Annotated in this window: 24 protein-coding genes and 1 tRNA gene; 7 read left to right on the top strand and 18 right to left on the bottom strand. The window is 71.4% G+C overall.

The genetic code is table 11. The features are described from left to right. From ACFVYN_RS05200 to ACFVYN_RS05180, 5 genes are all read right to left on the bottom strand, one after another. On the bottom strand, positions 1-1,230 hold a 1,230-nt coding region (locus tag ACFVYN_RS05200; protein ID WP_389992713.1), incomplete at its 3' end, for an ABC transporter permease. Beyond that, positions 1,227-2,168 carry an ABC transporter ATP-binding protein gene (locus ACFVYN_RS05195; RefSeq protein ID WP_389992710.1) on the bottom strand — a complete coding sequence of 314 codons (942 nt, stop codon included), beginning with the start codon at positions 2,166-2,168 and terminating at the stop codon, positions 1,227-1,229. The genes ACFVYN_RS05200 and ACFVYN_RS05195, both read right to left, overlap by 4 nt. Positions 2,169-2,361: 193 nt before the next feature. Then, a complete protein-coding gene (locus ACFVYN_RS05190) occupies positions 2,362-3,147 on the bottom strand; it encodes an alpha/beta fold hydrolase (protein ID WP_389992707.1) in 786 nt (261 codons plus the stop codon). A 131-nt stretch (positions 3,148-3,278) separates the two neighbouring features. After that, on the bottom strand, positions 3,279-4,124 hold the full coding sequence (locus ACFVYN_RS05185; RefSeq protein WP_389992705.1) for an EamA family transporter: 846 nt from the start codon (positions 4,122-4,124) through the stop codon (positions 3,279-3,281). Then, positions 4,121-4,630 (bottom strand): YbaK/EbsC family protein, encoded by a 510-nt coding sequence (locus ACFVYN_RS05180; RefSeq protein ID WP_389992702.1) that lies wholly within the window; start codon positions 4,628-4,630, stop codon positions 4,121-4,123. The genes ACFVYN_RS05185 and ACFVYN_RS05180 overlap by 4 nt, the downstream gene beginning before the upstream one ends. A gap of 302 nt (positions 4,631-4,932) precedes the next feature. On the opposite strand from ACFVYN_RS05180, the gene ACFVYN_RS05175 reads away from it, so the two are divergent. The 3 genes from ACFVYN_RS05175 to ACFVYN_RS05165 are packed head-to-tail and all read left to right on the top strand — an operon-like array spanning position 4,933 to position 6,257. Further along, positions 4,933-5,157 (top strand): type II toxin-antitoxin system VapB family antitoxin, encoded by a 225-nt coding sequence (locus tag ACFVYN_RS05175; RefSeq protein ID WP_389992699.1) that lies wholly within the window; start codon positions 4,933-4,935, stop codon positions 5,155-5,157. After that, entirely contained in the window at positions 5,154-5,570 is a 417-nt protein-coding gene (locus tag ACFVYN_RS05170; protein ID WP_389992696.1) for a PIN domain-containing protein, read from the top strand. The genes ACFVYN_RS05175 and ACFVYN_RS05170 overlap by 4 nt, the downstream gene beginning before the upstream one ends. 45 nt (positions 5,571-5,615) lie before the next feature. Further along, positions 5,616-6,257: a GNAT family N-acetyltransferase gene (locus tag ACFVYN_RS05165; protein ID WP_389992693.1), complete on the top strand. Its 642-nt coding sequence runs from the start codon at positions 5,616-5,618 to the stop codon at positions 6,255-6,257. A 34-nt stretch (positions 6,258-6,291) separates the two neighbouring features. Here ACFVYN_RS05165 and ACFVYN_RS05160 read toward each other — a convergent pair whose 3' ends face one another. Continuing rightward, positions 6,292-6,897: a TetR/AcrR family transcriptional regulator gene (locus ACFVYN_RS05160; protein ID WP_389992691.1), complete on the bottom strand. Its 606-nt coding sequence runs from the start codon at positions 6,895-6,897 to the stop codon at positions 6,292-6,294. 185 nt (positions 6,898-7,082) lie between these two features. On the opposite strand from ACFVYN_RS05160, the gene ACFVYN_RS05155 reads away from it, so the two are divergent. After that, positions 7,083-10,367 (top strand): S41 family peptidase, encoded by a 3,285-nt coding sequence (locus ACFVYN_RS05155; RefSeq protein WP_389992688.1) that lies wholly within the window; start codon positions 7,083-7,085, stop codon positions 10,365-10,367. Positions 10,368-10,515: 148 nt separating this feature from the next. Here ACFVYN_RS05155 and ACFVYN_RS05150 read toward each other — a convergent pair whose 3' ends face one another. The 4 genes from ACFVYN_RS05150 to ACFVYN_RS05135 all read right to left on the bottom strand — a co-directional run bounded on the left by ACFVYN_RS05150 (position 10,516) and on the right by ACFVYN_RS05135 (position 14,118). Further along, positions 10,516-10,737, bottom strand: a complete 222-nt coding sequence (locus tag ACFVYN_RS05150) for a hypothetical protein (RefSeq protein WP_389992685.1) — start codon at positions 10,735-10,737, stop codon at positions 10,516-10,518. Positions 10,738-10,826: 89 nt separating this feature from the next. After that, entirely contained in the window at positions 10,827-11,711 is an 885-nt protein-coding gene (locus tag ACFVYN_RS05145; protein ID WP_389992682.1) for an SDR family oxidoreductase, read from the bottom strand. Further along, positions 11,708-12,625, bottom strand: coding sequence for an alpha/beta fold hydrolase (locus ACFVYN_RS05140; RefSeq protein ID WP_389992679.1), 918 nt, complete (start codon positions 12,623-12,625; stop codon positions 11,708-11,710). The genes ACFVYN_RS05145 and ACFVYN_RS05140 overlap by 4 nt, the downstream gene beginning before the upstream one ends. After that, complete coding sequence (locus ACFVYN_RS05135; protein ID WP_389992677.1) at positions 12,622-14,118, bottom strand: flavin-containing monooxygenase; 1,497 nt, start codon at positions 14,116-14,118, stop codon at positions 12,622-12,624. The genes ACFVYN_RS05140 and ACFVYN_RS05135 overlap by 4 nt, the downstream gene beginning before the upstream one ends. Positions 14,119-14,244: 126 nt before the next feature. Between ACFVYN_RS05135 and ACFVYN_RS05130 the strand changes: the two genes are divergently transcribed. Then, a complete protein-coding gene (locus tag ACFVYN_RS05130; protein WP_389992674.1) occupies positions 14,245-14,886 on the top strand; it encodes a MerR family transcriptional regulator in 642 nt (213 codons plus the stop codon). 7 nt (positions 14,887-14,893) lie between these two features. Here ACFVYN_RS05130 and ACFVYN_RS05125 read toward each other — a convergent pair whose 3' ends face one another. Next, entirely contained in the window at positions 14,894-15,697 is an 804-nt protein-coding gene (locus ACFVYN_RS05125) for an exodeoxyribonuclease III (RefSeq protein ID WP_389992671.1), read from the bottom strand. 29 nt (positions 15,698-15,726) lie between these two features. Between ACFVYN_RS05125 and ACFVYN_RS05120 the strand changes: the two genes are divergently transcribed. After that, on the top strand, positions 15,727-16,203 hold the full coding sequence (locus ACFVYN_RS05120; RefSeq protein ID WP_389992668.1) for a GNAT family N-acetyltransferase: 477 nt from the start codon (positions 15,727-15,729) through the stop codon (positions 16,201-16,203). Positions 16,204-16,263: 60 nt separating this feature from the next. On the opposite strand, the gene ACFVYN_RS05115 is transcribed toward ACFVYN_RS05120, so the two are convergent. The 7 genes from ACFVYN_RS05115 to galU all read right to left on the bottom strand — a co-directional run bounded on the left by ACFVYN_RS05115 (position 16,264) and on the right by galU (position 21,807). After that, positions 16,264-16,337, bottom strand: a tRNA-Ala gene (locus tag ACFVYN_RS05115). An 89-nt stretch (positions 16,338-16,426) separates the two neighbouring features. After that, the gene (gene glpR, locus ACFVYN_RS05110; RefSeq protein ID WP_389992665.1) at positions 16,427-17,713 is read right to left on the bottom strand and encodes a gephyrin-like molybdotransferase receptor GlpR; all 1,287 of its coding nucleotides are present in this window, start codon (positions 17,711-17,713) and stop codon (positions 16,427-16,429) included. A gap of 184 nt (positions 17,714-17,897) precedes the next feature. Next, positions 17,898-18,536, bottom strand: a complete 639-nt coding sequence (locus ACFVYN_RS05105) for a GNAT family N-acetyltransferase (protein WP_389992850.1) — start codon at positions 18,534-18,536, stop codon at positions 17,898-17,900. Then, the gene (locus ACFVYN_RS05100) at positions 18,533-19,039 is read right to left on the bottom strand and encodes a molybdenum cofactor biosynthesis protein B (protein WP_389992662.1); all 507 of its coding nucleotides are present in this window, start codon (positions 19,037-19,039) and stop codon (positions 18,533-18,535) included. The genes ACFVYN_RS05105 and ACFVYN_RS05100 overlap by 4 nt, the downstream gene beginning before the upstream one ends. After that, positions 19,036-19,515: a cyclic pyranopterin monophosphate synthase MoaC gene (gene moaC / locus ACFVYN_RS05095; RefSeq protein ID WP_054233073.1), complete on the bottom strand. Its 480-nt coding sequence runs from the start codon at positions 19,513-19,515 to the stop codon at positions 19,036-19,038. The genes ACFVYN_RS05100 and moaC overlap by 4 nt, the downstream gene beginning before the upstream one ends. Positions 19,516-19,577: 62 nt before the next feature. Next, positions 19,578-20,900, bottom strand: coding sequence for a gephyrin-like molybdotransferase Glp (gene glp / locus ACFVYN_RS05090; RefSeq protein WP_389992660.1), 1,323 nt, complete (start codon positions 20,898-20,900; stop codon positions 19,578-19,580). 4 nt (positions 20,901-20,904) lie between these two features. Continuing rightward, complete coding sequence (gene galU / locus ACFVYN_RS05085) at positions 20,905-21,807, bottom strand: UTP--glucose-1-phosphate uridylyltransferase GalU (protein ID WP_389992657.1); 903 nt, start codon at positions 21,805-21,807, stop codon at positions 20,905-20,907. A 92-nt stretch (positions 21,808-21,899) separates the two neighbouring features. On the opposite strand from galU, the gene ACFVYN_RS05080 reads away from it, so the two are divergent. After that, positions 21,900-22,523 carry a 5-formyltetrahydrofolate cyclo-ligase gene (locus ACFVYN_RS05080; protein WP_389992848.1) on the top strand — a complete coding sequence of 208 codons (624 nt, stop codon included), beginning with the start codon at positions 21,900-21,902 and terminating at the stop codon, positions 22,521-22,523. Positions 22,524-22,550 lie beyond the last annotated feature (27 nt).

The raw sequence follows: 22,550 nt of genomic DNA, 5'->3' as shown, positions 1-22,550 counted from the left end.
ACCGTCGGCGACGAACCGCCCGTCCGATCCGACGTCCAGCTGATAGACAGCCGTCCCCGCCACCGGTACGCCGGGCAGGTGCCAGGTCACGACACACCGCCAGTCATTGCCCGCCCCCTGCTGAGCGGCCTGGCCGTCGCTCTTGGTGCACGCCGCCGAGGCTTTGAGCCGGTCCTCGGCGACGGCGGGGCGGTGGAGTCGTTCGGTCTGCAGGCGGTAGAGGTGGGCGAAGGCCGTGGCGAGGGAACGCTGGACCTTGGCCTGGGTGATGCCCGTCGAGTCGGTCGCGGTGGCGATCACCGCGACCGTGAGAGCGGTCAGCGCGGCCAGCGGCAGCACGCCCACGGTGAACGCGCGGCGCCCGCCACCGTCGTAGGCGGGGTTGGTGAAGTCCCGCCGCAGGAACAGCAGTTGGGCCAGTACGGTCGCGAGCACGGCCCATGCCAGGCTGACGGCGACGCCGATCAGGAGCGGGGCGAGCTGGGCCGGGGCGGTGAACAGGCCGTTCCAGGAGAGGAAGGCGTAACCGGGCAGGGCGAGGCGTACGGCGACGGGCAGCGGCAGCATCTGGGCGACCTGCATGCCGAGCGCGACCAGCGGGGGCAGCAGCAGCCCCGTCGGGGACCGTCCGAGGGCGACCGACCCGAGCAGGCCGATCGCGGCGAGGGCCAGGGTGGGGGCGAGGGCGGCGACCCAGGCGAGCAGGACCCTCACGGCGGCATCGGAAGGGGACAGCAGATGGCCGTCGAGGCCGACGAGCGGCTGGTTGCCGACGGAGGCGAGCCCGCCCACGGCGCTGGAGCAGGCCAGCCCGGCGACGAGCAGCAGGATGACGGTGAGGCTGGCCAGCACCTTCGCCGCGAAGATCCGCCGCGGTGAGCGGACCGCCACCAGCAGGTGCCGCCAGGTGCCGAGCCGGTCCTCGACGGCGAACACGTCACCGGCGACCACCGAGGTCAGCAGCGGAAGCGCCCAGGTGCCCGCGAAGCCGAGGATCACCAGCGGTCCGGCCCAGCCGGTGGCGTGCATCCAGCGGCCGAAGAGCGTGTCGGAGGGCAGCGTGCTCTGCTCGCTCACCCCGGCGACGAAGAGGCCAGGGGCGATCCAGCAGGCGAGGACGAGGAGCCGGATCCGCCACTGGGAGACGAGCTTGACGAGCTCGAAGCGGTAGCTGCGCGGGACGGAGACGGGGCGGGCAGGGGTGGGGGCTGCGGTGGCTGTCGTACTCATCCGCTGGTCTCCTGATCCTGGGTCAGGGCCAGGAACGCGGCCTCCAAGGGCGAGACCACGGGCGCGAGTTCGCGCACCGCGACGCCCGACGTCACGAGCCGCGCCACCAGGTCGTCGAGGGCGGGCACCTGCGCGCGGACGACGAGCAGTTCGGTGTCCTGCCGTGTCCCGCCGTCGTCGACGACCCGGATCCCGTCCGTGCCGTCGGCCAGCCGTCGCGCGGCCGGCGGGTCGGACGTCCGTACCCGGTAGTCGAGTTCACGGCTCTCGGCGGCCAGTTTGCCGAGCGGGCCCGAGAACACGACCCGTCCCGTGGCGAGGATGGTGACCTCGGAGCACATCGCCTCCAGGTCGTCCATACGGTGGCTGGAGACCACGACACTCGTGCCGTCCGCGGCGAGCCGGTTCAGCACCCCGTGCACATGCCGTTTCCCGGCCGGGTCAAGACCGTTGGAGGGCTCGTCGAGCACCAGCAGCCGCGGCCGGGTCAGCAACGCGGCGGCCAGCCCGAGCCGCTGGCGCATGCCGAGGGAGAAACCGCGGGCCTTGTCGTCGGCGACGTCGGTGAGCCCGACCTGGTCGAGCACGTCGTCGATGCCGGCGGTACGCGCGTCCAGGCCCCGCAGCCGGGCCAGTGCGGCGAGGTTCTGCCGGGCGGTGAGCGAGGGGTAGAGACCCGGTCCGTCCACGAATCCGGCGACTCCGTCGGGAGCGGCGAAGTCCCGCCCGACCGGCCCGCCCAGGATCTCCAGTCGCCCGCCGTCGGCGACGGCGAGGCCCAGCAGGAGCCCGAGCAGGGTCGTCTTGCCGGCGCCGTTCGGCCCGACCAGGCCGTGGATCCGGCCCCCCGTCACATCGAGGTCGACGCCGTCGAGCGCCACGACGTCACCGAAGCACTTGGTGATCCCGCGGGCCCGGACTGCGTGGAGTGCGTCCATGAGTCCCTTGCGTCCCTTCTTTCGCGGTCCGCAGGGACCTTAGGGACGGCACACGACCCGGACGCAGACGGTTGACTGAACTCCCAGGGAACGGACCGTCAAGGCATCGGCAAGGAGGCAAACGAATGGTCGACTCGGGGCGGGACTTGGGCAGCACTTGGGAGAAGCCCATTGATCACGCCCCGACACGTGCCTACCGGGCGAGGAACGGGCCCAGTACCGTGCCGACTTCGGTGGGCGCGTCCATCGGGATGAGGTGGGCGGCCGTGGCGAACTCGACCAGGGTGGCGCCGGGGATCTCCTTGGCGTAGCGGCGGGCGATGTCCTGGAAGTCGGCGACGTCGAGCTTGCCGACGCCCACCAGCGTGGGGACGGAGACAGCGGCGAGGTCGCCGGTTGCCGGCCCCTGGGAATGCTCGCCCACGAGGGCCTGGTTCACCAGCGATGTCCGCAGCGGGCCCCGGAGTCGGTCGGACAGTCCGTCGGCCACGTCGTCCCAGCTGCGAGAAGGCCCGCGCAGCCACATGTCCAGGTTGATGCGTACGGCGGCGTCCAGGTCGCCCGCGTCCAGGGCTGCCGTCTCGGCCTCGTCGTACGCGATCATGTCTGCGGACCAGTGGTACCGAGGCCATGGTGCGGCGAGCATCGCCAGGGAGTGCACCCGTTCCGGGTGGGTGAGCGTGAAGTCCACGGCCACGCGGCCGCCCCAGGACGCGCCCACGAGCCGGACACGTTCGTGACCGAGGTGGTCCAGGAGACGGCGCAGGTCGTCGGTCTCGCGGAACGGCCCGGTCGGGAGCGCGGACTCGCCGAAGCCACGCAAGTCGTACCGGATCACGGTGTGCCGTTCCGCGAGAGCGGGCACGACCGCGTCCCACATGTGGTGATCGGCGACACCGGCGTGCACGAGCACGAGGGGCGGGCCGTCACCGGCTATGTCGTAAGAAAGGTGTCCCAGGTCATCGTTGAACATGTACATGCACGGATGATCGCAGGGCGGCAGCGCATGGGCCAACTGGGGCGCGGATGAGGCCCGATCTGTGGGATCGGCCCTTGCAGGAGTGCTTGGTCCTCACCTGGGCCACCCGAGGATCACGACTCAACGCGCGCCTAACCGGCGTGCAGCATCAGCCCGATGCCCGCGACCAGCAGCCCCGCCGCGAGGATCCTCGGCGCCCCGAACCGTTCCTTGAAGAACAGGGCGCCTATGGCCGCGCCGACGATGATCGAGGACTCCCGCAGGGCCGCGACCGGAGCCAACTCCGCCCTGGTCTGGGCCCACAGGACGAGCCCGTACGCGGTCACGGACAGGGCGGCGCCGACGAGCCCGACCCAGGCGAACGGCTTCAGTACGGCGACGAATCGGCCCCGCCACCGCGTGAGGGCGTACGCCGGGATCACGATCCCCTGCACCGCCATCAGCCAGGCGATGTACCCGAGCGAGGAACCGGAGGCGCGCACGCCGAGCCCGTCGACGACGGTGTACGCGGCGATGGTCAGACCCGTCCCCAACGCGGCACCGATCGCGGACCAGTTGGGCCGACGGCCGCGCAGCCCCCACAGTGCGACGCCGGTGAGTCCCGCGCAGGACAGGGCGATTCCCGCGGCGGCCCACCCGTCCGGCACCTCGTGCGCGAAGAGGGCGGCGAGCACGGTCACCACCAGGGGCGCGGTGCCGCGCGCGATCGGATAGGCCTGCCCGAAGTCCCCGAGCCGGAAGGACTTCATCAACAGGGCGTAGTACGCAATGTGGATGCAGGCCGAGGCGAGCAGATACGGCCACGCGCCCACCGCCGGGACCGCCGCGAACGGGATGATCGCCAGCCCGATGAGCATCCCGCCGCCCGAGATCAGCGTGAACCCGACCAGTTTGTCGGTGATCCGGTGCGCGATGGCGTTCCAGCAGGCGTGTGTGACGGCGGCGAGAAGGACGGCAGCGGTGACGAGGGGCGTCACGCGATGCGCTCGCGCACGTCCACCAGCGTCGCTCCGGCGTAGGCGACCAGGTCCTTGGGCGTGATGGGGAACACGGCGTACGGAGTGCCGGCGGCGGCCCAGACGAGGTCATGCGCGAACAGCGAACGATCGGCCAGCACCCGGGTCTTCGTACGGTGCCCGAAGGGCGGCACGCCCCCGATGGCGTAGCCGGTCGCCTCCCGTACGACCTCGGCCTTGGCCCGGGTGACCTTGGCGGCGCCGAGCTCCTCCCGGACCCGCTCGAGGTCGACCCGGGACGCCCCGTCCATCAGCACCAGCACGGGCACCCCGTCCGCCACGAAGATCAGCGACTTGCAGATCTGACTCAGCTCGCACCCGATGGCCGCGGCTGCCTCGGCGGCGGTACGGGTGGCGTCCGGGAAACGGCGGACCTGCGCGGTGAGCCCGTCGAGCCCCAACTCACGCAGGGCCTCGGCGAAACGGGGGTGGGCGGCCCCGGAGCCGTCGGTGTCGGTGGTCGTCATGCAGAGCACGCTAGCGGTGGGTGTACGGGGCATGCGACCGGATTGGGCGGTGTGTACGGCGGGGAACGCGCCATCCACCAGCAACGGAACGGCCGTTGAGGCGTCCGCTTCGGTCGCGATCAGGACGTCCTCGACGAAGCGAGAGGTGTCCCCCACGAGGTCCTGCAACGCGGCGACACCGACACCGGCTCCGGCTCCGGCTCCGGCTCCGGCTCCGGCTCCGGACAGATCCTCCGGCGCGGGCCAGGCCGTCACCGTCAGCGCTCGACCTTTGTATGAAGCAGATCAAAGGGAGGTGTGCCATGTCCGCGACGCAGATCGACATAGACGACGAAGCGCTCGCCGAAGCCATGCGGCTCTCCGGCGCCAAGACCAAGAAGGAGATGGTCAACCTGGCGTTGCGCGAGTACGCCGAGCGCCGCAGACGCACCGAGGCCCGGCTGCGCCATCTGGAGCGGGCCCAACTGTGGGACGAGGACGGGTTCTGGCAGCGCCATACCGCGGAGAAGGGCGCCGCCCGGCCGTGATCCGCTACCTCGCCGACTCGACCGCCGTCTGGCGACTCCAGCGCGACCGGAAGCTCAACGACGCCTGGTCCCATGAGCTGGACGACGGGGCGATCGGATCATGCGCCGCGCAGCGCGCGGAGTTCCTTCAGTCCGCGCGGAATCTCGATGAGTACGACCACATGACGGAGATGTTCGCCGACCTGTACCCGGACCTCGCCGTTCCGAAGGGCGTCTGGCGCTGGCTCAAGTCCAGCCAGCACAGGCTGGCCCAACGGGGACAGCACCAGAGGCTCTCCACGGTTGACTGGGTGGTCTGCGCCACCGCCGCCCACCACGGCGTGATCGTGCTGCACGATGACCACGACTTCCGCGCAGCCGCACGCATCCTCCCGGACGTGAGCGAGCGCAGCGTTTTCATGACGCCGGTCTGAGTCGTTCCGCCGCCCTCGCCGCCTCCCATCGTGCAGGATGCTGCGATGCCCTCTCTGCCCGCCCCCTCTCCCGCCGTACGCCCCTACCGTCCCCAGGACCGCGACGCCACCGAGGACATCTGCGTCCGCACCGCCCACGTGGGCCGGGACAGCCGGCCGCACTACAAGGACCCCGGCATCTTCCCGGCCGCCTTCGCGACGCCGTACGTCCACCTCGAACCGGAGCTGGCCTTCGTGCTGGACGACGGGGAGGGACAGGCGGTCGGGTACATCGTCGGAACCGCCGACACGCCCCGGTTCGTCGAGGACTACCGGGCGAAATGGCTGCCCCTGGTGGCCGACCGCTATCCGGAACCCCGCCACGAGCCGCGCTCCCCCGACGAGGAGATCGTCGCGCTCCTGCACCGCCCCGAGCGGATGCTCGTGCCCGAAGTCGCCGCCTACCCCGCCCACTTGCACATCGACCTGCTCCCCGAATGGCAGGGGCGCGGATTCGGGCGCGCGCTCATGAAGAGCTTCCTGCACGCGCTGCGCGAGCGGGGCGTGGCCGCCGTACATCTGTCGATGGTGTCCGCCAACACGCCCGCGCGTGCCTTCTACGACCGTCTCGGGTTCCACGAGATCGCCGTACCGGATCCCGGGCCCGTCACCTTTCTCGGCCGGTCCACGGCAGAAGAGGGCGGGTGAGGACACCCCGCCCCGTGGAGCCCCGGGGCCGCGGTCAGTCGGTCGGAACGCCGAGGGCGGGGAGGACCACGGCGTCGATGTACGAGAGGAGGAAGGCCTGCGTCGGCGGCAGCTCGTCGATCATCGTGCGGGCCGCGAACCCGCCGATCATCATGTGGATCATGAACTCGATCGCCGGGTTGTCGGGGCGCACCTCGCCCCGGTCGATGGCCCGCTGCACCACTCGGCGGAACTGCGCCATCTCGGGTTCGATGAGGTGCGCGCGGAACGCGGTCAGCAGATCCGGGTTGCCGTGGACCGCCATGGCCAGACCCCGCATGAGCGCGGAGTTCTGCTCCATCGTGCAGTCGTCCGAGCGCATGGTGAGCGCGTGCAGGTCGCCCTTGAGCGATCCGGTGTCGATCTCGTCGAGTCCGATACCGCCCGGCTTGGTGTGCCGCACCGCCTTCGCCACCAGTTCGGCCTTGCCGCCCCACTGACGGTAGAGCGTGGCCTTGCTGGACCGGGTGCGGGCGGCGACGGCGTCCATGGTGAGGGCGTCATAGCCGACCTCACGGAGCAGTTCGACCACGGCCTCGTACAGCTCGGCCTCGCGCTCGGGGGTGATACGGCTGCGACGCGTGGTCGAGACCTCGGTCATGCCACTCACCCTTTCCGCTCCGGGACGTCGAACGACACTGTTTCGTACGACACGAATGTAGCGCACACCCCAACGAAACGAAACGGTTTCGTTCGTGTTATGGGTCACCCAGGCCGGACTACGGATCCCAGCTGGCCGATTTTTCATAAGTTGCTCCGGTCCATCCCCCGGAAAAGCATGGGGAGGTGAGCTATCTGCGCCTTCCGCATCTCAGCGGCGACCTCCTGTGCTTCGTGGCCGAGGACGACCTCTGGCTGGCCCCCCTCGACGGCCCGGGCCGCGCCTGGCGCCTGACCGTCGACCGCACCAAGATCGGCCACCCGCGCTTCTCGCCCGACGGCCGCCACATCGCGTATACAAGCTGGCGCAGTCTCGTGCCGGAGATCCACCTCGCGGACGTGGACGGCGGACCGGCCCGCCGGCTCACCTACTGGGGCAGCGCCGACACCCAGGTCACCGGCTGGACGCCGGCCGAGGGAGACCAAGGCGGCACGTCCGAAGGGGGCCAAGGCGGCACGTCCGAAGGGGGCCAAGGGGGCACCATCCTCGCCGTCGCCTCCCACGGCGAGCCCTTCTCCTACTTCACCTGGGCGTACAAGGTCCCCACCGACGGCTCCCCCGGCCACAAGCTCCCCTGGGGCCCGGTCTCCGACATCCAGGTGGCCGACCGCAAGACGCTCCTGCTCACCGGCACCCCGCCGCACGAACCGGCCGCCTGGAAGCGCTACCGGGGCGGCGCCACCGGCCGCCTCTGGCTGCACGGCGAACGCCTGCTGCCCGACCTCGGCGGCCACCTCCACTCCCCCATGTTCGTCGGCGACCGGATCGCCTTCCTCTCCGACCACGAGGGCGTCGGCAACCTCTACTCCTGCGCCCACGACGGCTCCGACCTGCGCCGGCACACCGACCACGACGCCTTCTACGCCCGGCACGCCGCCAGCGACGGCACCAGGGTGGTGTACCAGTGCGGGGGCGACCTGTGGATCGTCGACGACCTCTCGGCCGAGGCGCGCAGGCTCGACGTACGGCTGAGCGGGCCGCGCGCGGGACGCCGTACGTACCAGGTGCCCGCCGCCCAGCACGTGGACGGCATCTCGGTCGACGCGACGGGCCGCGCGAGCGCCGTCGTCGTCCGCGGCAGCCTGTACTGGCTGACCCACCGCGACGGCCCCGCCCGCACCCTCACCGACACACCGGGGGTGCGGGTCCGGCTCCCGGAGATGCTCGGTTCCGCCGGCCAGGTCGCGTACGTGACGGACGCGGAGGGCGAGGACGCGGTCGAGATCGCGTATCTGCCCCGGGCGACGGGGGACCGCGAACCCCGCAGGCTCGCCTCGGGGGAGCTGGGGCGCGTCCTGGAGCTGGTCTCCGACCCGCAGGGCGAGCGCCTGGCCATCGCCTCGCACGACGGCCGCCTGCTCCTTCTCGACGCTACGGAGGACTCCGACGAGGAGGTCACCGAGCTCGTCCGCTCGGTCAACGGCCCGGTGCGAGACCTCGCCTTCTCCCCCGACGGCACCTGGCTGACGTGGTCGCACCCGGGCATCGGACGGTCCCTGCGCCAGATCAAGATGGCCCGTATTTCCCCGAGGGGAGGGGAGGATCGCCTGATTCTCGACGTCACCAACGGCCGCTTCGAGGACGAGAACCCCGTCTTCACCCGCGACGGCCGCTACCTCGCCTTCCTCTCCTGGCGGGGCTTCGACCCGGTGTACGACGTCCACACCGGCGACCTGTCCTTCCCGCTCGGCTGCCGCCCCTACCTGGTCCCGCTGTCCTCGGCCACCCCCTCCCCCTTCGCCCTGAACCCGGAGGGCCGCCCGGCCGCCGGCGGCCTGGACCCGGTCGAGGACGAGAGCGGTGAGGGTGGGGCGGTCACCGTCGAACTCGAAGGGCTGGAGAGCCGGGTGACCCCCTTCCCGGTCCCCGCCTCCAAGTACTCGGCGCTGTACCCGGTCGCGGGCGGCGGCCTGGTCTGGCTGCGCTGGCCCATCTCGGGAGCGCTCGGCGAGACCTTCGTCAACCCGGACGACACCTCCGAGCGCCCGACCCTCGAACACTTCGCCGTCGGCAAGGCGAAGAAGACCGAACTGGTCGAGCACCTGGACTGGTTCGCGGTCAGCGGCGACGGCTCCCGGCTGGTCGTGGTGGACGAGGGCGAGCTGCGCGCCACGCCCGCCACCGAGTCCGGCGACAGCGACTCGACCGTCTGGATCGACCTGCGCCGCATCCTGCACGAGGTCGACCCGGCCGCCGAGTGGCGCCAGTCGTACGAGGAGGCGGGCCGCCTGATCCGGGCCCACTTCTGGGACCCGGGAATGTGCGGCATCGACTGGGACGCGGTGCTCGACCAGTACCGCCCGCTGCTCGAACGCATCGCCTCCCCCGACGAGTTCGCCGACCTCCTGCGCGAGGTCCTCGGCGAACTGGGCACCTCCCACGCCTACGTCACCGCCGCCCGCCGCAACGAGGGCCCCGCGCAATACCAGCGCCGCCAGGGCCTGCTGGGCGCCAACTTCGTCCTCCGGGACGGGGGTTGGAGGGTCCGGCGGATCCTGCCCGGCGACTCCTCGGACTCCAGGGCCCGCTCCCCGCTGGCCGGCACGGGCATCCGCGAGGGCGCGGTCCTCACCCACGTGGACGGCCGCCCAGTCGACCCGGTCACGGGCCCCTATCCGCTGCTCGCCGCGGCGGGCGGTACGACGGTGGAGCTGACGTTCACCCCGGCTGAGGGCGAGGGCGGGGCCCGCCGGGTGGCGGTGGTCCCGCTCCTCGACGAACGCCCGCTGCGCTACCAGGACTGGGTGGCCAAACGCCGGGCTGTCGTACGGGAGTTGAGCGGCGGCCGCTGCGGCTATCTGCACATCCCCGACATGGGCGGCTCGGGCTGGGCCCAGTTCAACCGGGACCTGCGCATGGAGGTCTCCCGGCCCGCCCTGATCGTCGACGTGCGCGGCAACGCGGGCGGCCACATCAGCGAGCTGGTGGTGGAGAAACTGAGCCGAACGATCCTCGGCTGGGACCTGACGAGAAACGCCCAGCCGGTGTCGTACGCCTCGAACGCCCCGCGCGGCCCGGTCGTCGCCCTGGCCGACGAGGCGACCTCCTCGGACGGCGACATGATCACGGCGGCCTTCAAACTCCTCGGTCTGGGCCCGGTGGTGGGCCAGCGCACCTGGGGCGGAGTGGTCGGCATGACCGGCCGTCACCAGCTCGGCGACGGCACGGTGATCACGGTCCCGATGAACGCGGCGTGGTTCGACGCGTACGGCTGGTCGATCGAGAACCGGGGCGTCACCCCGGACCTGGAGATCCAGCGCACCCCTCTGGACTGGGCGGAGGGCCGCCACGCCCAACTGGACGACGCGGTGACGCTGGCGCTGAGCCTGCTGGAGACGAACCCCCCGGCGACGCCGCCGGATTACCGTGACGTGCCGGACCGTGCACGTCCAAAGCTGCCGCCCAGGTGAGTCCCTTCAGGGGCGCGGGGCAGTGACATCAGCGGCTCCGCCGCGGGGCGCGAGAAGCCCCACCGGCCCGCAGCCAACAACGCACCCCGAAAACACAGGGTGCCCTCCCAGAAAAGAGAGGGCACCCCGCGCGTCAAGCAGCGACTACCTACATGTCGTAGTCGTGGTCGAGCCGCTCCCGCTCCTCGCGCTGGAGCCGCTCGCTCTCCTCGTCCCGCATGCCGTCACGCTCACGCTCACGCTCGCGGTCCGGGCCCTGGCCCTGGCCCGGGCGACCGCGCTGCGCCTGCTCCCGGCCCTCCTGGGCCTTCTGCTTGGCCTGCTGCTTCCACTGCTCGGACTTCTCCTGGAACTGGTCCTTCATACCCATGTGGGTTCACTCCCGTGGGGGTGAGGGGGAAAGGCCCCTGGCCGGGGCCTCGACCAGATTCACACGCCCGGACAAAGAACGCATTTCGATCAGTTACGGTGCGTAGCGCGGGCCTCCTCGTCCGCCGCCCCACCAGCCCCGACGAGCCCCACCCTCATCCCCTCCAGCCGCTGTCCGAACCGCCGCATCTCCCGCTGCCCGACGGTCCCGATGAGCCCCGGCAGATACCCGCGCATCCCCTGCATCCCGCGCAGCCACCCCTGCCCGTACACATGGCTCGACCGCCGCTCGATCCCGGCCACGATCCGCTCGACGGCCGGCCCCAGCGGATACGTCTTGTTGGCCGGCCACGGCAGTCGCTGCCTGAGCTCCCGCATGACGTCGTCCTGGTCGGCCCCGCGCACCATGTCCGTGTCGGTCCACGACAGATAACCGACCCCGACCCGCACGCCCTTGTGGCCGACCTCGGCCCGCAGGCTGTGCGCGAACGCCTCCACACCGGACTTGGACGCGCAGTACGCGGTCATCATCGGCGACGGGGTGATCGCGGCGAGGGAGGCGATCTGCAGCAGATACCCGCGGCTCTCCATCAGCACCGGAAGGAACGCCCGGGCGGTGACGGCCGATCCGATGAGGTTGACCTCGATCACCCGCCGCCACGCCTCGGGATCGGAGTCGACGAAGGGCCCGCCGGTCGCGACCCCCGCGTTGGCGACCACGATGTCGACCTTCCCGAACCGCGCCTTGACCTCCTGCGCGACCCGGGCCATCGCCGCGTGGTCGGTGACGTCGGCGTACCAGTGGTCGCTGTCGCCGTGCAGCCGCTCGGAGAGCTGCTTGAGCGCGTCCGGTTCGAGGCCGACCAGCGCGACCTTCGCCCCGCGCGCCGACAGCTTGCGGGCGAGCAGCTCGCCCACGCCCCGCGCGGCCCCCGTGACGACCGCGACCTGTCCTTCGAGTCCGACCCTGCTCATGCGCCCTCCTTGACCTGGACGTACGTGGTGACGAGTGCCCGGATCCGCGCGCTGACCGGTTCCGGCGCCTCGATGGGTGTCATGTGGCCGACGCCGGGCAGTTCGGTCACCCCGAGGCAGTTCGGCAGCGCGGCGGCCAACTGGTGGGCGTGCACGGGCGGGGTGAGCCGGTCGGCCGTACCGACGAAGACGGCCGTCGGCACGGTGAGCTGCCGTACGCCGTGATCCAGATCGAGCAGGTCGAGGACCTGCGACCAGGCGTGGCGCACCTTGCGCGGGCACGCGTGCACGATCCGCGCGCACGCCTCCACCATGTGCGGGGCCGAACCGGCACCCATCGTCCCGTACTTGAGGATCCGCAGGGCCAGCGGCGTGACGGGCCCGAGCGGCGCCCGCGCCCCGAGGACGCGCCGGGTCAGCCAGGTGCGCAGCCGCCCGGCCCCGATCGGTACGAGGGTCGACTCGGCGACCAGCCGCGACGAACCGGTGCTGCACAGCAGGACGGCTGCCGCGTGGTCCCGGAACGCGGGGCGCTCCGCCGCCGCCATCACCGTCATCCCGCCCATGGAATGACCGACGATCACCGCCTTCTCCCCTGCCCCGAGGGTCGCCTCCAGCACGGCTTCGAGGTCGTCGGCGAGCCCGTCCGCACTGCAGGCCGGGCTCACCGGACTGCGTCCGTGACCGCGCTGGTCGTACGCGATGACCCGGTGGTCCACGGCGAGTTCGCGGAGCTGGGCGGCCCAGAAGGCGGTGGAGCAGGTCCAGCCGTGGGCGAGGACGACGGGGGGCGCGCCGTCGGGGCCGTGCACCTCCACGTGCAGGCGAGCGCCGTCGGCGGAGCAGGCGGTGAGTTCGCGCGCCGGGGCGGGCGGGGCGTACGGCCCGGAGACCACGTGCGTCGGACGGCTCATACGGCGGTCACCTCCGCGTGCGCCGGTACCCGCAGCACCTCGTACTCGGCGAGGTCCACCCGCCGGGTCGCCCGCCGGAACTCGGTCGTCGTACCGGGCCAGATCGTAGTGTTGCGGCCGTTCGCGTCCAGGTACCAGCTGGTGCAGCCGCCGGTGCTCCACACCGTGCGCTTCATCCGCTCCTGCACCCGGTCGTTCCAGTCCCGTACGGCGGTGGGGCGGGCGTCGAGGGCGACGCGGCCGCCGAGGACGTCGAGCTGGCGCACGAAGTCGGCCAGGTAGTTCAGCTGGGACTCGATCATGAGGATCATCGAGGAGTTCCCGAGGCCGGTGTTGGGCCCGATGATCGTCATCCAGTTGGGGAACCCGGCGGCGGAGGCACCCCGCAGCGCCTCCATCCCGCCCTTCCACGCCTCGGCGAGCGTGCGCCCGTCCGCGCCGACGACCCGGTCGGCGATCGGCATGTCGGTGACGTGGAAGCCCGTGCCGAAGACGATCGCGTCGACCTCGGCCTCGGTGCCGTCGGCGGCGACGAGTGCCGACCCCTCGACGCGGCTGAGCCCGCTCGCGACCACGTCCACGTTGGGCCGGGCGAGCGCCGGGTAGTAGGTGCTGCTCAGCAGGATCCGCTTGCAGCCGATGCGGTAGTCGGGGGTGAGCTTGGCGCGCAGCGCCGGGTCCTTGACGGCACGGGCCATGTTCCGCTTGGCCAGCTGCTCCACGGCACCGAGCTCACCCGGGCGCTTGGTGAACGCCTGGACCTGCAACTCCCTGATCCCCCACTGCAGTCCGCGCCGGACCTGGGTGGTGAAGGGCAGCAGCCGGTGCAGCCGGCGCTCGGCCCCGGTGATCGCCCGGTCCACGCGGGGCAGCACCCAGGGCGGGGTGCGCTGGAACAGCGTGACCTTCTCGGCGAGCGGCTGGATGGCCGGGACGATCTGGATGGCCGAGGCACCCGTCCCCACCATGGCGACCCGCTTGCCGCTCAGGTCGTAGTCGTGGTCCCAGCGGGCGGAGTGGAAGACCTTGCCGGGGAAGGAGTCCAGCCCCGGGATGTCGGGGATCTTGGGATCGGAGAGCGGCCCGGTGGCGGAGACGACGAGGTCGGCCGACAGCCGGCCACTGGTTGTCTCGATGTCCCACCGCAGCTTCTCGCCGTCCCAGGTCATCCGCTTCACCTCGGAGTTGAGGCGCAGGTGCGGGCGGAGCCGGAAGACGTCCGTCACATGCTCGAGGTAGGCGCGGATGTGCTCCTGCCCGGAGAAGGTGCGCGGCCAGTCGGGATGCGGCGCGAAGGAGAACGAGTACAGATGGGACGGCACATCACAGGCACACCCCGGATAACTGTTGTCCCGCCACGTGCCGCCCACACTGCCGGCCCGCTCCAGCACGACGAAGTCGGTGACACCCTCCCGCCGCAGCCGTACGGCGGCCCCCAGTCCTGCGAACCCGGATCCGACCACCGCCACCCGCACATGTTCCCGTTCGGCCATGCCGATGCCTTCCCTGCGCGACTCTGCCAGTGAACACTGGCGCAATGGGAGGGTAGAGCAGCTCCGTACCGATGGGTAGGGGGCGCGGAAAGGAAAGTTACCGGGGGTACGACATAGGCTGCGGCCGTGACGGAGAAGCGCGAATACCGCATGGAGGAGCTGGCCCGCCTGGCCGGCATCACAGTGCGCACCCTGCGCTTCTACCGCGAACGCAAACTCATACCGCCCCCTCGCCGCGAGGGCCGCATCGCCTGGTACGACGACCACCACCTGGCCCGGCTGCGCACGATCGCGGCCCTCCTGGAGCGCGGCCACACCCTCACCGGCATCGCGGAACTCGCCGAGGCCCTGGACCACGGCCGTGACGTGGCCGACGTCCTGGGTGTCGCGCCGACGGAGGAGGAGCCGGTCCGCCTCACCCCCGAGGAACTCGCCGCCCGCTTCGAGGGCGAGGTCACCGCGGAGAACCTCGCGGCCGCCCTCGACCTCGGCTACCTCGGCACCGACGGCGACGAGATCGTCCACATCAGCCGCCGCCTCCTGGACGTCTCCTCCGCCCTGGTCCGCGAGGGCATCCCCCTCGCCGAGGTCCTGGCGGCCGGCCGACACGTCCGCGAACACGCCGACGCCCTGGCGGAGATGTTCGCCGAACTCGTCCTCCGCCACGCCGGCGAGGACGACCTCCACCGCCTGCGCCCCCTGGCCCGGAGCGTGGTGGAGGCGGAACTGTCCCTGGCGCTGGACCGGCGGTTGCGGAAGCGGGACTGAAGGTGGACTAGAGCTCGTAGACGACGGTCACGGGCGCGTGGTCCGACCAGCGCTCGGCGTGCGTGGCGGCGCGCTCGACGTACCCTTTGACCGCCTTGGCCGCGAGCCCCGGCGTGGAGACGTGGAGGTCGATCCGCCATCCTGAATCATTGTCGAAGGCCCGCCCCCGGTACGACCACCACGAGTACGGCCCCTCGACGTCCGGGTGCAGTGCGCGCACGACGTCGACGTAACCGCCGTCGGTCTCGTCGAACACGCGGCTGAGCCACGCGCGCTCCTCCGGCAGGAACCCGGAACTCTTCTGGTTGGCGCGCCAGTTCTTCAGGTCGGCCTGCTGGTGGGCGATGTTCCAGTCGCCGCAGACGACGACTTCGCGGCCGTCGGCGGCGGAGCGTGCCCGCAGGTCCTTCAGGTGGGCGAGAAACTCGTCCATGAAGCGGACCTTCTCGTCCTGCCGCTCGGTGCCGACCTCGCCGGAGGGCAGGTAGAGGGAGGCGACGGTGACGCCGGGCAGGTCCGCCTCGACGTAGCGCCCGCTGGTGTCGAACTCGGCCGACCCGAAGCCGACCTGGACCCGGTCGGGCTCACGTCGGCTGTAGAGGGAGACACCGGCGCGCCCCTTGGCGGCGGCGGGCGCGTGCACGACATGCCAGCCCTCCGGTGCACGGACGCTGTCGGGCAGTTGCTGCGGCTCGGCGCGCACCTCCTGCAGACAGAGCACATCGGCGGAGGTCTCCGCGAGCCACTCCACGAAGCCCTTCTTCGCGGCGGCGCGCAGCCCGTTCACATTGGCGGAGGTCACAGTGAGCACCCGGGAACGATACCGGCACACTGGAGGGCATGATGATCCGCCGTGTCCCCTTCGACCACCCCGACGCCGTCAAGCTCAACGACCAGGTCCAGGCCGAGTACCACGTCCGCTACGGCGACGGCGGCGACGCCACCGAGCTGGCCCCGACGGACTTCGAGCCGCCGAACGGCGTGTACCTGATCGCGTACGACGAGAACGACAGCCCCGTCGCCACGGGCGGCTGGCGTTCCCGGGACGCCAACGGCGAGGGCAACCTGGACGGCGACGCCGAGCTCAAGCGCATGTACGTGATCGAGCAGATGCGCGGCCGCGGTCTCGCCCGCCGTCTCCTGACGGCCCTGGAGGAGGACGCCCGCGCGGCGGGCCGGCTGCGCATGGTCCTGGAGACCGGCACCAAGCAGCCGGAGGCGGTCGCCCTGTACACCTCCAGCGGCTACGAACCCTGCGTCAAGTTCGGCTACTACCGCCACCACGAGGAGAGCCGCTGCTTCGCGAAGCCCCTGTGAGACCACCCCACACATGACAGAAGACCCGCCCCTGAATCAGGAGCGGGTCTTCATGATGCGTGGACCTGAGGGGATTCGAACCCCTGGCCCCCTCGATGCGAACGAGGTGCGCTACCGGACTGCGCCACAGGCCCTTGCAACGAGTGAAACTCTAGCATCCCCGTCCGGATGCTTGGAAATCCGTTCCCGGCTGGTCAGGGCCCGCTGATCCCGGCCCCGTCCCTCACTCGTTGGCCGCGCGCGGCCGCTCGCCTTCCTCGTACTGGTCGAAGAGCGGCGTACGGCCGCGCTCGCGTGCCCGGCGGGCGGAGGCGGCGCGGCGGGCGTCGGTGCGGCCGTCCGCCCCGGGCTTGTCGTCCGCGTCGTCGGACCCGTCCTCCGATCCCCCGTCGTCCTCGACGTGCGCCGCCTCCTGGCCGGAGTGCTCGGGGGCCACGGTGCTGGACCGGGCCGAACTCCACGCGTCCGGCGCCCCGAGGTCCACGTCCGAGGTGGCCCGCGGAGCGACCGGCGCGGTCACGTACGTCGGCAGCGGCACCGGTACCGGGTCCCAGCTGTCCCCGTGTCCCGGCCTGCGCTGCCGCTCGCGCTGCTGGTCGACCCACTCTGCGTGGTCGGTCTGCTCGACGAGGGCGCGCCGGTCGGCGGCGAGCGCGGAGAGCCCGGGATCGGTCTGCGCTCCTGGTCCCTCGTCCGATTCGTCGGCGTCCGCGCCGGTGCTCACAGCCGCGCGCCGGCGCGGCTGACGGGCCCGCTCCCGCAGGTGCTGGGCGGCGATCTCGGCCCGGCGCCGGTCCATCTGGTAGGCGAAGCGTCGGCGTTCCTGGGAGCGCAGGTAGGCGATGTACGCGCTGAGCATCACCGCGGGCACGCCTGGCGCCCACAGGAAGGCGAGTCCTCCCACGGCGGCGACGATCGTGCCGAGTGTGAAGGCGAGGAAGAGCATCACCGTCGTACGCCGTCGGCGCGCGAGTGCCTTCGTACGCCGGGCGCGCGCCGCGGCCGCTTCGGCGGCGGCCGTGCGCCGGGCGGCGGAGGCGGGTGTCTGCTTCCGCGTCGGGGCGCCCCCGCGTTCGGGCGCGGGCGCGTTGTTCTTCGCGCGCGCCGGGTCGCCGTGCCCTGTTTCCCGCCCCGCTTCCCGTCCCGTCTCCCGCTCGGCTTCCCGGGCGTGCTCGCGCGGCGCCTCGCGGCGCTCGGAAGCCGGCGGCTGGACCGTCGCCTGGGTCTGCGGACGGGTCGGAGGCATGGCGAAGGCCCGGACGTCCACCGAGTCGGTGACGGCGTCCGGTTCGTCGGCGCCGTGCTCCCCCTCGTCGGTGGAGCGCGCGCGCAGGTCCCTGGCGTATCGACGCTCCATGCCCGCCCGTCCGGACAGCAACCGGATGGCGGTGCTGAAGCGTTCCGTCGGACGGGCCTCGTTCAGCTCGTCCTGCCTACGGAGCCACATCGGCACCAAGTAGGCGGCCCAGGCCCCGACAATGACTGCGTAGATGAGGCCGCTGCTGCTCACGCCTCACACGGTAGAGGGGTTTGCGTGAGGCCATCTGCCAATTGCGCCGGTGTGTCGCACGATCTGGCTGATATTTCGAGCTTTTTTTCCGACCGATCCGATCAGCAGGCCGCCTCAGTCGGGAATTCAATGCCCTGAGCCGGTCATGCACCGATCATTTTCGAACACACATTCCATTTCCCGGCTATGCGGGATTGTCGTGCGGCGTTCCGCTGGAGCGTGCCCGCTGCCAGCGCCTGAGCAGCCCGTCGGGCACCTCTTCCGCGGTGAGCGCGAACACGAGATGGTCCCGCCAGGCTCCGTCGATGTGGAGATAGCGCGGCCGCAGTCCCTCCTCGCGGAATCCGAGTTTCTCCACGACCCGTCGGCTGGGCATGTTCTCGGGGCGAATGCAGACCTCGATGCGGTGCAGACCGACGGTGCGGAAACAGTGGTCCACGACAAGCGCCACGGCGGTCGGCATCACTCCGCGCCCGGCCACCGACTGGTCCACCCAGTAGCCGACGTGCCCCGAGCACATCGAGCCCCAGGTGATCCCGGCGACTGTCAACTGCCCGACCAGCTGGCCCCGGTACTCGATGACGAACGGCAGCATCCGCCCCGCGTTCGCCTCGGCCCTCAGGTGGCGGACCATCTGGCGGTAGGTCGGCCGGTGCGCGATCGGGCCGCTCGGGGTGGGCGGGGGGATGGTCGCCTCCCAGGGGCGCAGCCAGTCCCGGTTGCGCCGGTTGACCTCGCGCCAGACCCGCTGGTCGCGCATCTTTATCGGCCTCAGGACGACATCGCCGTCCGCCAGTACGACGGGCCAGGACAAGCTGTTCAGCTCGCACCCCCACTGCCGGCGCCGGGTCTGGGATGGTCGCCGCCGCGGATCTGGTCGACGGCGTGGGTCAACAGGGGCTCCAGGACGGCCAGTCCGTCCTTCACCCCGCCACTGGAACCCGGCAGATTGACGATCAGCGTGTGCCCCGCCACCCCGGCCAGGCCCCGGGAAAGCGCGGCGGTCGGCACCTTCTCCCGTCCGAACGCCCGGATGCCCTCCGCGATGCCCGGCACCTCGTGGTCGATCACCGCGCGGGTCGCCTCGGGGGTGCGGTCGGTGGGCGAGATGCCGGTGCCGCCGGTGGTGACGATGACGTCGTATCCGGCCTCGACACCGGTGCGAAGGGCAGCCTCCACGGGGTCGCCGTCGGGGACGACCTGAGGGCCGTCGACGGTGAAGCCGAACGCCTTCAGGCCGTCGGCGATCAGCGGGCCGCCCTTGTCCTCGTAGACACCGGCGGCGGCCCGGTTGGAGGCGGTGACCACCAGAGCGCGATACGTCATGTCCGGCTCCAGTCGCCCGACTTGCCGCCCGTCTTCTCCTCGACCCGTACGTCCGTGATGACCGCTCCCTTGTCGACCGCCTTGACCATGTCGATCACGGTGAGCGCGGCGACGGAGACCGCGGTGAGGGCCTCCATCTCGACGCCCGTGCGGTCCGTCGTCTTCACGGTGGCCAGGATCTCCACGGCGTCGTCCGCGACCGACAGATCCAGTTTCACACCGGACACCGACAACGGGTGGCACAGCGGGATGAGGTCGGGGGTGCGCTTGGCGCCCATGATGCCCGCGATCCGCGCGGTGGCCAGGGCGTCACCCTTGGGGACGCCCTCGCCCCGCAGCAGCTCGATCACTCGGGGCGAGACGAGGACGCGTCCACTCGCGCGCGCGGTGCGTGCGGTGACGTCCTTGCCGGAGACATCGACCATGCGGGCGGCTCCCGCTTCGTCGATGTGTGTCAGTCGGTCCTGCGTACTCATGGTTGTGCGGCGCTCCCGGTCCGGCCTGTTGTGCGCGACACGGTACCGCCAACCTGGAGTGGTCAGCCGAGCAGGACCACTTCGACCTCGGTGCCGGGCTCCACGGACTCCACGTCCTCCGGTACGACGATCAGCGCGTCGGCGTGCGCGAGGGCCGCCACCAGGTGGGAGCCGGCGCCGCCGACCGGGCTGACGGAGCCGTCGGCGTACGTGCCGCGCAGGAACTGCCGGCGGCCCTTGGGCGAGGTCAGCGCCTTGTCCGCGGTCAGGGTGGCCCTGGTCCGCGGCCGGTGGACGTCGGCGAGGCCCATGAGGGCGCGGATCGCGGGGCGGACGAACAGTTCGAAGGAGACGTACGACGACACCGGGTTGCCCGGCAGGGCCAGCAGCGGGGTGTGGTCGGGGCCGATGGAGCCGAAGCCCTGGGGCTTGCCGGGCTGCATGGCGAGCTTGCGGAAGTCGATGCCGCTGCCCGGCTCCTCCGCGTCGCCGACGGAGGACAGCGCCTCCTTGACGACGTCGTACGCCCCGACGCTGACGCCGCCCGTGGTGACCACGAGGTCGGCGCGGACGAGCTGGTCCTCGATGGTGGCGCGCAGGGTCTCGGCGTCGTCGGCGACAGCGCCCACGCGGTAGGCGATGGCGCCGGCGTCCCGGGCGGCCGCGGTGAGGGCGAAGCTGTTGGAGTCGTAGATCTGGCCGGTGCCGAGACCCTCGTCGGGCTGGACGAGTTCGCTGCCCGTGGACATGACGACCACACGCGGGCGCGGGCGCACGCGTACGGTGCCGCGGCCGATGGCGGCGAGCAGGGCGATCTGCGGCGGGCCGAGGACGGTTCCGGCGTCCAGGGCGCGGTCGCCGGCGCGGACGTCGCTGCCCTGGGCACGCACATGCGCGCGTGCCTCGGCGGGCCGGTACACGTGCACGTGCCCTTCGGCGCCCTCGGGGGCGAGGCTGCGGGCACGCATCCCGCTGACCGGGCCCTCACCGAGGCCTCCGTCGGTCCACTCGACGGGGACGACGGCCTCGGCGCCGGGCGGCAGCGGGGCGCCGGTCATGATGCGGGCGGCCTGTCCGGGGCCGACCTGGAGCAGTTCGGCCTGACCCGCCGCCACGTCGCCGACGACGTCGAGGACGGCCGGGAACTCCTCGCTCGCGCCCGTCACGTCCGCGACCCGTACCGCGTACCCGTCCATGGAGCTGTTGTCGAACGGGGGCAGGGACACCGGGACCGTGACGTCCTCGACCAGGACACAGCCCTGGGCGTCGAGCAGTTGCAGCTCGATGGGTTCGAGGGGGCGGACGGTCGCGAGGATGTCCTCCAGGTGTTCGTCCACCGACCAGAGGTGGTCCTGGTCGGCGGTGCGGGGCGCGGCGCTGCTCAAATGCCTACATCTCCTCGGCTACGTAACTGCGAAGCCAGGCCCGGAAGTCCGGGCCCAGGTCTTCACGTTCGCACGCGAGTCTGACAATGGCACGCAGATAGTCGCCGCGGTCGCCGGTGTCATAGCGGCGGCCCTTGAAGACGACGCCGTGCACCGGGCCGCCGACCTTCTCGTCCTGGGCGAGCTGCTGGAGGGCGTCGGTGAGCTGGATCTCGTTGCCCCGGCCCGGCTCGGTCTTGCGGAGTATGTCGAAGATGCGCGGGTCGAGGACGTAGCGGCCGATGACCGCGTAGTTCGACGGGGCGTCGGCCGCTTCCGGCTTCTCGACGAGGCCGCTCACCCTGACGACGTCGCTGTCCTCGGTCTCCTCGACGACGGCACAGCCGTAGAGGTGGATCTGCTCGGGCGCTACCTCCATCAGCGCGATGACGCTGCCGCCGTGCTGCTCCTGCACCTCGATCATCCGCTTGAGCAGAAGGTCGCGGGCGTCGATCAGGTCGTCGCCGAGGAGGACCGCGAAGGGCTGCTGGCCCACGTGGGGGGCCGCGCACAGGACCGCGTGGCCGAGACCGCGGGGGTCGCCCTGGCGCACGTAGTGCATGGTGGCGAGGTCGCTGGACTGCTGGACCTTGGCGAGCCGGTCGGCGTCGCCCTTCTTCTGGAGGGCGGACTCGAGCTCGTAGTTGCGGTCGAAGTGGTCCTCCAGGGGGCGCTTGTTGCGTCCCGTGATCATGAGGACGTCATCGAGGCCCGCCGAGACGGCCTCCTCGACCACGTACTGGATCGCCGGCTTGTCGACCACCGGCAGCATCTCCTTGGGAGTGGCCTTGGTTGCCGGCAGGAAGCGGGTGCCGAGTCCTGCTGCCGGAATGACAGCCTTGCTGATCCGAGGGTGCGACTGAGTCATGTCCGCACCCTATCCGGTGCCTTTGCCTGGAATCTGGGGATCCGGTTAATAAGCTGTTATATGAGCGTATTGGAAGGGTACGGGTGCAGACTTTGAGTCATGTCGGACGTCCCACCGAATCTGACAAGCGAACCTTGCGACGAGAGTACCTGGCGGTGAGGAACAGGTTGACGGCCGATGACGTGCGGGAAGCGGCTTCCGCGCTGGCCGGCCGGGCCCTCGGGCTGCCCGAACTGGCGCGTGCGCGCACGGTGGCGGCGTACGTCTCCGTGGGGAGCGAACCCGGCACGCTCACGCTCCTCGACGCGCTGCGCGAGCGGGGCGTGCGGGTCCTGCTCCCGGCGCTGCTGCCGGACAACGACCTGGACTGGGGCGCCTACACCGGCGAGGGCTCTCTCACGCGCGTCCAACACGGCGGAAAAATGGCCCTCTTCGAGCCCTCCGGCGAGCGTCTGGGCCCGGACGCCGTGACCGGCGCCGACGTCGTGCTGCTGCCCGGCCTCGCGGTGGACGGGCGCGGGATGCGCCTGGGGCGCGGCGGGGGGTCGTACGACCGGGTGCTCGCGCGCCTGGAGCGCGCGGGCGCACGACCGGCGCTGGTGGTGCTCCTGTACGACTCCGAGGTCGTCGCGCAGGTCCCGGAGGAGGCGCACGACCGCCCGGTGCACGCGGTGGTGACGCCGTCGGGCGTGCGCCGCTTTCCCAGCGGCGCGTGAACATCCAGGGGCCGCACGGGATCGTGT

The sequence above is a fragment of the Streptomyces sp. NPDC058307 genome (genome assembly GCF_042880295.1).
In the GTDB taxonomy this organism is placed as follows: Bacteria; Actinomycetota; Actinomycetes; order Streptomycetales; family Streptomycetaceae; genus Streptomyces.
Note: the sequence above shows the minus strand (reverse complement) of the source record. Positions and strands in the feature narration are given on the sequence as shown.

Bases quoted from the DNA above. Each gene is read 5' to 3' on its own strand.
- ACFVYN_RS05145 (WP_389992682.1), bottom strand. From the start codon at position 11,711: ATGAGCAGGGTCGGACTCGAAGGACAGGTCGCGGTCGTCACGGGGGCC.
- ACFVYN_RS05150 (WP_389992685.1), bottom strand. From the start codon at position 10,737: ATGGGTATGAAGGACCAGTTCCAGGAGAAGTCCGAGCAGTGGAAGCAG.
- ACFVYN_RS05180 (WP_389992702.1), bottom strand. From the start codon at position 4,630: ATGACGACCACCGACACCGACGGCTCCGGGGCCGCCCACCCCCGTTTC.
- ACFVYN_RS05165 (WP_389992693.1), top strand. From the start codon at position 5,616: ATGCCCTCTCTGCCCGCCCCCTCTCCCGCCGTACGCCCCTACCGTCCC.
- ACFVYN_RS05175 (WP_389992699.1), top strand. From the start codon at position 4,933: ATGTCCGCGACGCAGATCGACATAGACGACGAAGCGCTCGCCGAAGCC.
- galU (WP_389992657.1), bottom strand. From the start codon at position 21,807: ATGACTCAGTCGCACCCTCGGATCAGCAAGGCTGTCATTCCGGCAGCA.
- ACFVYN_RS05135 (WP_389992677.1), bottom strand. From the start codon at position 14,118: ATGGCCGAACGGGAACATGTGCGGGTGGCGGTGGTCGGATCCGGGTTC.
- ACFVYN_RS05195 (WP_389992710.1), bottom strand. From the start codon at position 2,168: ATGGACGCACTCCACGCAGTCCGGGCCCGCGGGATCACCAAGTGCTTC.
- ACFVYN_RS05120 (WP_389992668.1), top strand. From the start codon at position 15,727: ATGATGATCCGCCGTGTCCCCTTCGACCACCCCGACGCCGTCAAGCTC.
- moaC (WP_054233073.1), bottom strand. From the start codon at position 19,515: ATGAGTACGCAGGACCGACTGACACACATCGACGAAGCGGGAGCCGCC.
- ACFVYN_RS05190 (WP_389992707.1), bottom strand. From the start codon at position 3,147: ATGTACATGTTCAACGATGACCTGGGACACCTTTCTTACGACATAGCC.
- ACFVYN_RS05140 (WP_389992679.1), bottom strand. From the start codon at position 12,625: ATGAGCCGTCCGACGCACGTGGTCTCCGGGCCGTACGCCCCGCCCGCC.
- ACFVYN_RS05100 (WP_389992662.1), bottom strand. From the start codon at position 19,039: ATGACGTATCGCGCTCTGGTGGTCACCGCCTCCAACCGGGCCGCCGCC.
- ACFVYN_RS05160 (WP_389992691.1), bottom strand. From the start codon at position 6,897: ATGACCGAGGTCTCGACCACGCGTCGCAGCCGTATCACCCCCGAGCGC.